Origin of the sequence: Burkholderia cepacia, from assembly GCF_029962485.1 — a bacterium.
Classification (GTDB): Bacteria; Pseudomonadota; Gammaproteobacteria; order Burkholderiales; family Burkholderiaceae; genus Burkholderia.
Genome location: NZ_CP073639.1, coordinates 656032 through 666190 on the forward strand (window position 1 = coordinate 656032; position 10159 = coordinate 666190).

Below are 10159 nucleotides of genomic sequence, written 5' to 3' on the forward strand. Positions count from 1 at the left end.
TACCATGCTGCGAGGCTCGCGACCAGCACCGGCAGCTTGTATCGAGGGAAAACGGGTGCTTTCATCGTTGTTATGCGTGCGGAAACCCGTGAGAGGTGGTGGCGGTGTCGGCCGCGCTGTACATCGACGCGGCGAAGGCGACCGGGATATCCAAAAAACCGGCGACGACGATTCCGGGGCGATTATTCGTTCGATAGTTCATCCGCTTAACGCCACCACCACGTCGTCAGGCCCAAATGCTGATCGATCGAGACCGGCGTTCGCGACGGTGCACGCACGGTAGTGATGCCGCCAGCAGCCGTCACTCCCTTTCCGCCACTGAACAACCCACCGTCGATCACGCCGTCGCCGGTCAGGAACACCTGTCCGTTCGCGGCGAACCCGCCGCCGACGTCCATCGCAATCAGTTGCGCCCACGTACTACCGAAAAACGCCTTGAAGCCGCGATCCTGGTTGATCGCCGAGTATCCGGTCACGCCCTGCGCGTAGGTGATCGGCGCGTCGACCTTGATGTCACCCGTAGCAAAGACATTGCCGCCGACGTTGCGCGCGATGGTGCCGCTCTTGATCGAGATGTTGCCGCCCGTGCTGGATTGCGAATCGCCGCTCGCCTGAATCGTGCCGCCGTAGGGCGTGACGTTGCTCGACGCGTTGGCGCGACAGAAGATCCAGCAGCTGCGCGAATAGTTCGCCTTCCCCGAGAACACTGCCGCGTTCGTGAACGCGTTCTGCGCCGTAATGGTGACATCGCCGCCAGTCGCTTGAATGACGCCACCCGAATTCGTCACGTTCCGCCCGGTGATCGTCAACGGTCCACTGGTCGTCGCGAGGTAGGCAATTTGATCGGGCCGAGTGACGGTGCCGTAGTCGACGTTCACGCCAGTCGTCGAATGCGTGAAGAAAAGGAAGCTGCCGCCGCGATCCGTGTATGCAGTTGGTTGGCCGCCATTCGTGCCACCCGAATGGTCGATGACGTTCAGCACGTCGCCGGCCGCCATCAGGCTCATGCCACCGTTCGATGCGATGCGCGCGTTATCGTTGATGATGTTGCCGCCCGCCGTCAGCGATGTTTTACCGTTGGCCGAGAAAATGATGCCCTGATTGACGGCGCTCGATCCGTTGAGAATATTGCCGGCCGCGTTCAGCGCCAGGTCGCCCCCGGAAGGTGTGCCGTTTGCCGTCGTACCCGCCTGAATCACGGAGCCGATGTTCGTAATGGTGCCGCTGCTGGTCAGGTTGACGGCGTTGTGTGCACTCAGCGTCGACGGGCCGGCTGCGTCGTCAGAGAGCGAAATCGAACCAGCGTGTACCGTCGCGTTGTTCCCGGCGTTCAGTTGGGCACCCTGTAGCGTTACCGCGCCTGTCGTCGAGATCGACGCGTCATGTGCGCCGAAGAACTGGTTGTCGGCGATCGTGACGTCGCCGGTTGACGTGACCACGGCATCGCCCGCGTTCGCGTAGAGCTTGCCGAGGCTGCGCACGCCAGCGCCCTGATCGGTGATGACCAGTTCCACGCGTCCGGCCGTCAGTCCGCCGGCGGCCGTGATGTCGACCGCGAGCGCGTTGCTTGCCACGCCTGGGGAAGTGGTACCGATCAGCCAGTCGTGGCCGTTATCGGTTGGCGACATGCCCCCGTTCCAGCTCGTGGTGCTGCTGCCGACCGCCCCACGGACAAAGCTCGGCACACCGGTTTTGTTGTCGTAGGTATTCGTTACCGGCCCGTTCACGGCCAGTTGCTTCGCGACAAGATCCAGGCCGATGAGGTCGCCTGTCAGGCCGCCTGCGCCGATCGTGATCGTGCCGCGATCCGTGTTGAGCACGACGTTGCGCTGCACCGTGCCCGGCGCGAGCGTTACGTCGGCGAAGCTTACCTGGCCCGTCGACAGCACGACGTGGCCGGTATTCGTGAAGCTTCCGCCGTCAACCGTCACGCCGTTCGGATTGGCCAGAATGACGTTCGCGCGCGGGCCGAGGACGTTGATGTTGCCCTGGATCAGGGACGGGTTCGTGCTCGTGACTTGATTGACGATCGTGCGCGCGTTGATGCCGACGTTGTTGAGGTCCGCGCCTGCTTTCGAGACGTTGAACGACGAATAGGTGTTGTTCGAAACACCGCCGACGGCCGGTGCGATGTTGACGGTCTGTCGCCCCGCCGCACCTGTCGAAATAGACGTTGCGGTGCCACCATCAGCAACGATGCCTGTCGCGAAAGCCGAGCAGGACACGCCAAGCCACGTCAGCACTAAGCTAAATTGGAGTGGTTTTCGATAGATCATCCGTCTCGACCCCGGAAAGTTTTTCATTTTTTACTTCTAAATCCGCGCAGGTTTCTTGCTGCAAGAAAGTACACAGGAAGCTGTCATCGACGCCACGAAGAGGGTGCCCGATCTCCGACTCAACCCATTCCCATTTTCCTGCCTGCCTCTATCAGCGCGGTAGGATGTGCCAGCTTCTGCTTATTCAGTACGAATGCCAGCAGTTCATACGCAACCCCGTATTCGCCGTGATCGATATATTCACGGACATCACTCCGATCTTGCTCGGACAGATCAGTTTCAACCGCTGCAAGCGATTTCTGAAGTAGCCGCTCCAACTCATCAAGATGAGACTTATTTACTGTCATCTAGGGTTCCTCGGAACGTTTGTTGGGAACGCCAGTCGCTTTCTTTCATCGCATTCATTTTTTCGCAGGGATACCTGTCACAAATCGCGCCGTTCCGGAATTGACTTTCATGAACACAAACGTCGTGTCTATCGTCCTTCCGTTCGCGCCCGTGGTCGAGAGGACCTGCTCATAGGTTTGCCCGTATTGAGTAGCCTTCGTCGCTACCGCGGTGGCGTGATCGAAACCAACGCTGCTGTTTGTGACGCCCCCTTGTCCAGTTGCACAGCCACCATCATTTCCACCATTGCCGCTCGACAGGATCGCATTGCTCGGTGAATTGTTAGGTGATCCCGGCGAGACCAGGGGTGGAGGCACCACGCATCCCGCACCGGGCACACAGGCCACCCTCGGCGGCGTCACGGGAGCCGCACCGGTGTTCGATGGATTGCCGTTGCTCCCACCCGACAGCTGATTATTCGAATCGGATGAACTGATTGCCCCAACTCTCGAAGGAGCCAATTGGATCGCCGTAGGTGGCCAGTCGACACGGATGTCGCTGTGCCGCCGCCGGGAACGATACCAGCCGCCAAGACAGAACAGGGCATACTGGCCCATACCAACAACATGCCACGATTTAAAAAATTGCTTAGCAACGCGCCCCCCGGCCAGCATATCCGCCTCACCAATTAATCACATAAATTCAATTTCAAGTATCAATCGATAATTACAAGATCGAATCAACAGTCCCATATCCAATCAACCGATTATGTTCTCGAACCTCAAAGCGATCCCCAACATTCACACTCTCACACATATGTTCCCAACTTGCGAATTTAATCGCCGCCCTTAGAGTCTCCCCAGGATAGTGAAGCTTCATGTCAGCATAGGTGTGCTTTCCACTCGCAAGCCACCCTATATTGGGAAATTTATGATGCGGAGAATAGCCAGTCCTGACCCCAAGCACCTTCGGATCTTCAACGTCACTGGCTATCTCAAATGCCACCAGAATATTCCCCACCTCACTTCGATTTATTTTCATCAATCATCTAGCCAGTCTCGAAATGGGCTTCGAGGTCGATTGAATTTGTAGCATCCATATTTCTCGACCAGATTGGCAATGACACCCGGATCAACATCGATAACCATGAAGCGCCCCGAATCTCTGTCCGCCTCGATACTTAATTTTTCAATTTTCACCAGCCATGGAGAATGACTCATCAAAATGCAATCTACTTTTACGTGATGGAACAATAATGCCCCCTAAGCTCGGCACCTTTTCCAAGATCGGATACATGATGTCGCCGTTTTCCACCTGTACTCTCGACGCGTGATCGTAATTCTCCGGATGATGATCTCCGAGGATTTACAACACATCATTCGTATCGACCAACCAACCGGTCAGTTCGACGTGATCGCCAAGTTTTATATTTAGTGAATCCAATATTAATTCACGCATATATATTAATTATGGCGCCGAGGCCCAACACTAAGGCCATCTTTGCTGACGAAGACCGGCCAGTTTCCGACCAGAGAGTCGTTGATATCTCTGGTCTTAAGGTATTCCGTGGACTGGTACGGGAAATACCATCCATCCTCGCCCTCGACAATTTTAGAATCCACAATCGCGTAAGGAATACCACCGGGCATAGCCGCCTGCTTCGCCAGATAGTCGAGAGCCAATGCTCTTGCCGCCGAAATATCCAATGTCATGGCAACACTCCAAATTGAAAATTTGTGAAATTCTTAAAGTTAGCAGCGCCGCTACCACCAATCTGACCATCGATGTAATTTACTTTACCATTCTGCACCACCGCATTCCATACATGACCAGTTACTCCGTCCGTTCCATACACAACTGCGCGTGTTCCCTCGCCCCCCGCCAGCAGCGTTGACTCAATGCTCTGTTGAGTCGTCCAGCCACTAAACGTAGTGCCATACATTTCTTTCGACGAAACGTTTGCAACCTCGATACGCGTGACCAAGGCAAGTCGGAACGCACCAATAAAACTACCACCATCGATTAAATTTAGCGAATTGCCCCCTCAATTCCGCCAAGGCATCGCCATCGATCTTTGAGTGAAACCCCGCAGTGGAAATAGCTCCCGCCGCGTCCACCTTCTTCATTTCCCACTCAATGACCGACATACCACAGATTGCTTTCAATCGTAAATTAAAGTGCCCCATATCAAAAAAATCGACTCGCCCTTTGTCAATATGATTTAGGTCGTTAGTAAACGCATCCCAAACAGAACAGTCAAACCATACTCCCCAACCATACTCTAATCGGTGACCAAACTACTGCACATCGACAATGACTTGTATTCGCATCGACGGCACATGCTCGTCCGTCTCTACCACATCAAGGTACAAACGGAACGGTCTTTCTATCCTAATTTCCATGTTCCTATTTTTACTTTCCCGTAGGTAATGCATGGATGAGGGCAGGATCCGTGAATCCCTGATCACCTCCCCATATTTTCCAAGACAATGAGTTACGCATTCCGCCCAACTCGTCGGACTTCGTTATTTCGTACTCGTGCTCCAGAAAGTAGAACATCGCACGATACGCTTACTCGATAGTCAGCTCTTGTTTGCTCATCATTTCCATCCCGGCCGAGTCGGCGCGACCGTCGCGCCAGCCATCGCATTCTGACCTGCAAGGCAGACAAGACCGCCGCCTGCAACCTTCACAAATGCCGCGAACTATTCAAATGAAATAGTCAACACATCACCATCGTCGCATTTGAACCGGAACGTCGTTAATAACAACTCCGTGAATCTTGAAGTCAACAAAACTGCGAAAGCGGGATCCAATCCATCTAAGTAAAATGAGAAAACACACCCACCTTGTACATTCTGCCACGCAACAAACACATCTTCGCTAACAGTTCTCCAAAACTGAATGTTGCGAAGAGAGCCAGAGATCGCCGCAAAATGCACTTTTTCTGCAGCAATCTCTACCTGGTCGCCGTTATCGTTCCATGTAGTTATCGTGGAGTTGCCCGGATTTGTAAACGACAGTCCAAGCCCGCCCAACAAAGAAACGACAAAAGGGAATGCCTGATCCAGGCTCTCAGGAATTTTTACACGACACTGGCCTGGCCATCATTTACTCCCGGGGAAAATTTTGACATTCTCAACGCCAAGTATTTTAGTCGCAAGGTTAATCGCTGATTGAGGCGTACCTTCAGCGAAGTAAGCCTCGGCAGAGACACCACGTTGATTTGCGATCGTTTGGTAGATACGGAGTTCCTGTCCTAGCTTCCCAAGATTATTCGCTTTGGCTGGACCACCAACCGCGATGAGGTTGCCGTTCCCACCGACAACATCGATGTCTGTTGACCCGAGCCCAGGTACGGCAAGTCGACATATTTTTTTGTCAAGTTATGCCTCAACAGAGATAAAAAAATCGACTCCGAGCTCTTTCTGCAATTGCTCAGCAAGCTGAATCCCCTTTGCCTTGAAAGCCGCCTCCGCTTCCGTGCTTTTGAAACCGGAATTCGCAGGATCCAACATGTTCAAGGTTTCATCGAACACTCGCGCCCATTCTGCAAGCTGTTGCTGCAACTCCACTGATATCGGTAGCGTCTTCGGGTCGACATCGCCGTACATTCCGGGCGACATGTCCCATAGGGGATGACATTGATAGTCGGCCATTACCTTAATTTTTCTCATTTGACACTCCCCCTTGGATTTGCACCCACAATAAACCCGTTGCTTCCAACTGTAACAGCGATCCGTTGCGGCTGACGATTCACCATCACTTGATAGATAGGTCGACCAGTACCCGACCCTTGATAACCACTGACATTACCTTCCGTCACTGCTTGCATTACAACCTCGGGGATTTTTACTGGCGATACCCCAATTTTCGCGAACTCCGCACCATGCGCTTCGATGATGTGTTGGAGACCGGCGCTTTAACTGCATGTTTCGAGGAAAACAACTTGGCCACTCGGCGTTGTTCCAATCGCGACAACATTTTTCGGCGTGAATTTCACCCCATTCGCCGCAAGCGTATTGAGGTCTGCCTGACTAACCGCCGTGTTTGTGGCAACAAATCACTGAATGTCAAAAGCCTCCACCATCGCAAGCGCATATCTACCGCTGTCTTCTAAAAAGGCCTCCACTTCATAGGCTACGGGTGCGCTGGGATCACCGAATACGAGCACCACCGAGACAACTGTTCCAATCGGTAACACGACGACGTCGTGTTCGCCGATCACCGTGGCCTCGACTGATTTCGACAACGAAAACACATCGTTCTCTTTCATCACTTTCACTTTTTCGTCGGAATTCCCGTCACAAACCGAACGGTACCCGAATTGTCTTTCATGAACACAAACGTCGTGTTGATCGTCCTTCCGTTAGTTCCTTTGATCGGGATGATTTGCTCGTAAGTTTGTCCGTATTGGGTAGTCTTCGTCTGCACTGTCGTAGCCGTACCATGCCTTGATGGTCCTAACCACTTGCAACTCGCACACGTTATCAATCGAGGACCGCCCTTCAATCTCTAGCATCATGATATCGAACCCCAATTCACGATAAAAATTATAAGAAAATCTTGCGGTTTCCAAGCGATCAGGCTGCTCATTGTTTGAGGCTGTGGTCGGCGCGCACCAATTTTTTAGCGAATCCCCATCATTCTTGGTAATCCTCAAACTCCCATGCTAAAACCCGCCCCAACTTTCCGGCAATGCTGCTCCAGTCATTACCGCTGCATCCATCCACGTATTCATTAATGCACTTCTCGATGGCCAACAGGTCGTATTCTCTTACAATCAGTAGATGGCGCCCCCAACTGGGCTCCCAGACAGTCTGGCTGAGCCACGCTGGCGTACAGACGCAAAGCTCAAAATCATCTGCACCCGAAGTTTCATCGTTCCCGATCCGAATTCGAAGATTCAAGACAAAACATGCCGGATTCTCAGGCGCATATGAATTTATTTCAAACTCATCACTTGAAATGCTCTGCATAACAGCATGCATATGTCAAATTCCTCAGTTGGTTACATTAAGATGGCCATTGCTCACCTTCACATGCTGCCCCGTTATCGCGTTGACACTGTATGTTTCGAAGTTCGCTTGCTTGCCCGTCGTTGCGTAAGACGACGTTTTCTGCGTGGGGAATCTATAGGCACGAGCTCCGTCAGCGCTGATAAGACCCGAGCCGTCGGTCATCATCTTTGCCCCATCGCCAACCCAAATTCTCCCAAGTTGGTTAGCCTCAGCGGTCGTTCCGCTACCAACGGAAAAGTTGATGTTGCTTGTGCCGCTGCCATTCACCGAAGCTGCGAGCCCGGGGTCCTGGGCTGCGATATTAGAAAAAGGGCGCCCGATCTCCGACTCAATCCATTCCCATTTTCCTGCCCGCCTCTATCAGCGCAGTAGGACGTACCAGCTTCTGCTTATTCAGTACGAATGCCAGCAGTTCATACGCAACCCCGTATTCGCCGTGATTGATATATTCACGGACATCACTCCGATCTTGCTCGGACAGATCAGTTTCAACCGCTGCAAGCGATTTCTGCAGTAGCCGCTCCAATTCATCAAGATGAGACTTATTTACTGTCACCTAGGGTTCCTCGGAACGTTTGTTGGGAACGCCAGTCGCTTTCTTTCATCGCATTCATTTTTTCGCAGGGATACCTATCACGAGTCGCACCTTTCCGTAATTGTCTTTCATGAAGACAAACTGCCACCTCAAGATCTAATGTGACGGACGCCTATCGAAGCGCTTGTCTACTTCCTGCGCCGTTTTAAATCCCATGAGCAACCCGATTTCAAGAAGCTTGACCGGTGCCACGCCAGTCAATCTGAACGGTATGCTCTCCAGCGCTCCCACGACGTATTCGTACGCGAGGCCGTACTCCCCAGCGTCATCGATAAACTCATGGATCTGGGCAAGGTGTTCGTCATAGGTCAGTCCACTTGGTGGATAGTGTTGAGCGACTTCCGGTTGGGCCTTCATCTCGCCGAGAATGAAATTCAGGTTACCGTCAATCAATGCATTGTCAGACATGGAGCTCATTTAGGGTTTCTCGGTAAGTTTGTCGGATATCCTGTAACGATTCGACCCTTCTCAGGGTCGATGACGACTTTGATGTCGACTCCATTGATCGCACCAGTGCCTGTAACGTAGCCATTACCCGGCGCGGGCTTCGATCAAGCGGCGCTCGGGCTTGTAGCAATTCCGAGATTGCGTTTGTAATGTCCTACGGCGTCCATGTTGCAGGAAATTCTGACTTGCCTGGTTTGCCAATGCCGGAGAGGTGTCCGCCAGATGTAGGCCCGTCTCCGTAAAGCACGTGGTTCTCTGCATTCGGGTCCAAAAGTGAGTTGCTACCTGTGTTTGCGGCACCTTGACCACTCTTGCCGCTACCTGAACCGCTATCGCTGTTGCTGCTCGACAGGATGACATTGTTCGGCGAGCCACCCGCTCCTGGGCGGAGTTCGTGAAGCGTCCGCCGTCAACCGTCACGCCGTTCGGATTGGCCTGAATAACGTTCGCGCGCGGGCCGAGGACGTTGATGTTGCCTTGAATCAGCGACGGATTCGTGCGCGTGACCTGATTGACGATCGTGCGCGCATTGATGCCTACGTTATTGAGATCCGCGCCAGTTCTCGAGACGTTGAAGGACGAATAGGTGTTGTTCGAAACGCCTCCGACGGCTGGTGCGATGTTGACGATCGCGCGCCCGCCCGGACCTGAGGAGACGATCGTTGCCATACCACCGTCGGCTGCAATTCCTGCGGCGAAGACCGAAGAGGACAAGCCGGCGCACGTCAATAGCGCACTAAAGTTGTGGAATCCGAAACGCCCCATACGACTTGCCCCAGAAATAGTTCCAACAATTTTGGTTTATATTATGTGCAGAGACGCAAAAAACACGCCAATCCTTGGGAGTTGCACATAAAATAGTGCAAACCACTCCTGATTGAGCCGGTAAGCGGTTGCATGTTTTAATGTTAATTATACGTCAGATTGAGAAATGCCCGCCCAATATTCGTACATCCCCTTCAACTCCCTTCCGACCTTATCACCCGACAGTATTCCGCGACAAAATGAATTAACCACTCTCACCGGATTGAGAGGGACAGCCCTTGAGCCAACGATTACAGGCTGACCATAGTCGGCCAGCCTTCTGCTACCAAGTTGTAAATCCCATCTGAGCAGCCTGTTATTTTTCAGCGCAACCTGTCCGTAGTACATCCCGACATAGATGGCCGCAGTTTTCGTTTCGTCGCTTAAATCCCAGAGCGACGCTCCGTCGTCATTCGAGAGCCTACCACCCAATGCATCAATCTCTTTCTGGGTAAAATCACGTTTCGTTGCAGTCCGTTTCAGCCATGCTCCAAGCCCAGATAGAGAGTCTGGCGAAAAGTCTGCAACCCAGCCACTGAATTCCGATGTGCTGTGAACCATCTGCATCAATTCTTCGATGCAATATGGTAGATTGAGCATAAAATCATCATAAAATTCCCTTAAATCTGAATTTTTCATAGAAGAGAAAAATTCAGAGGCGGGGTTGTAGCAGTTTGAGAATTTCATAG

The 10159-nt window shown here is 52.7% G+C and carries 12 protein-coding genes and 1 pseudogene; all 13 read right to left on the reverse strand.

The window, feature by feature from the left end; all coding sequences use genetic code 11:
• Nucleotides 1-70 precede the first annotated feature (70 nt).
• Nucleotides 71-202 carry a hypothetical protein gene (locus tag KEC55_RS33980; RefSeq protein ID WP_282511883.1) on the reverse strand — a complete coding sequence of 44 codons (132 nt, stop codon included), beginning with the start codon at nucleotides 200-202 and terminating at the stop codon, nucleotides 71-73.
• Nucleotides 203-206: 4 nt separating this feature from the next.
• Entirely contained in the window at nucleotides 207-2303 is a 2097-nt protein-coding gene (locus KEC55_RS33985; protein ID WP_282511884.1) for a filamentous hemagglutinin N-terminal domain-containing protein, read from the reverse strand.
• A gap of 92 nt (nucleotides 2304-2395) precedes the next feature.
• Nucleotides 2396-2623, reverse strand: a complete 228-nt coding sequence (locus tag KEC55_RS33990) for a hypothetical protein (RefSeq protein WP_282511885.1) — start codon at nucleotides 2621-2623, stop codon at nucleotides 2396-2398.
• A 54-nt stretch (nucleotides 2624-2677) separates the two neighbouring features.
• Entirely contained in the window at nucleotides 2678-3277 is a 600-nt protein-coding gene (locus KEC55_RS33995; protein WP_282511886.1) for a hypothetical protein, read from the reverse strand.
• Between the two features lie 789 nt (nucleotides 3278-4066).
• Nucleotides 4067-4315: a YrhB domain-containing protein gene (locus KEC55_RS34000; protein ID WP_282511887.1), complete on the reverse strand. Its 249-nt coding sequence runs from the start codon at nucleotides 4313-4315 to the stop codon at nucleotides 4067-4069.
• Nucleotides 4312-4587 carry a toxin glutamine deamidase domain-containing protein gene (locus tag KEC55_RS34005; RefSeq protein WP_282511888.1) on the reverse strand — a complete coding sequence of 92 codons (276 nt, stop codon included), beginning with the start codon at nucleotides 4585-4587 and terminating at the stop codon, nucleotides 4312-4314. The genes KEC55_RS34000 and KEC55_RS34005 overlap by 4 nt, the downstream gene beginning before the upstream one ends.
• Before the next feature lie 1402 nt (nucleotides 4588-5989).
• Entirely contained in the window at nucleotides 5990-6280 is a 291-nt protein-coding gene (locus KEC55_RS34010) for a hypothetical protein (RefSeq protein ID WP_282511889.1), read from the reverse strand.
• 386 nt (nucleotides 6281-6666) lie between these two features.
• Complete coding sequence (locus tag KEC55_RS34015) at nucleotides 6667-6879, reverse strand: hypothetical protein (protein ID WP_282511890.1); 213 nt, start codon at nucleotides 6877-6879, stop codon at nucleotides 6667-6669.
• 367 nt (nucleotides 6880-7246) lie between these two features.
• On the reverse strand, nucleotides 7247-7594 hold the full coding sequence (locus tag KEC55_RS34020; RefSeq protein ID WP_282511891.1) for an immunity 8 family protein: 348 nt from the start codon (nucleotides 7592-7594) through the stop codon (nucleotides 7247-7249).
• Nucleotides 7595-7952: 358 nt separating this feature from the next.
• Complete coding sequence (locus tag KEC55_RS34025; RefSeq protein WP_282511892.1) at nucleotides 7953-8180, reverse strand: hypothetical protein; 228 nt, start codon at nucleotides 8178-8180, stop codon at nucleotides 7953-7955.
• A 135-nt stretch (nucleotides 8181-8315) separates the two neighbouring features.
• Nucleotides 8316-8636: a hypothetical protein gene (locus KEC55_RS34030; RefSeq protein ID WP_282511893.1), complete on the reverse strand. Its 321-nt coding sequence runs from the start codon at nucleotides 8634-8636 to the stop codon at nucleotides 8316-8318.
• A gap of 417 nt (nucleotides 8637-9053) precedes the next feature.
• Nucleotides 9054-9335 (reverse strand): annotated as a pseudogene (locus KEC55_RS34035) (filamentous hemagglutinin N-terminal domain-containing protein); the annotation flags it as partial.
• Between the two features lie 243 nt (nucleotides 9336-9578).
• Nucleotides 9579-10157: a hypothetical protein gene (locus KEC55_RS34040; protein ID WP_282511894.1), complete on the reverse strand. Its 579-nt coding sequence runs from the start codon at nucleotides 10155-10157 to the stop codon at nucleotides 9579-9581.
• Between the last annotated feature and the right edge of the window lie 2 nt (nucleotides 10158-10159).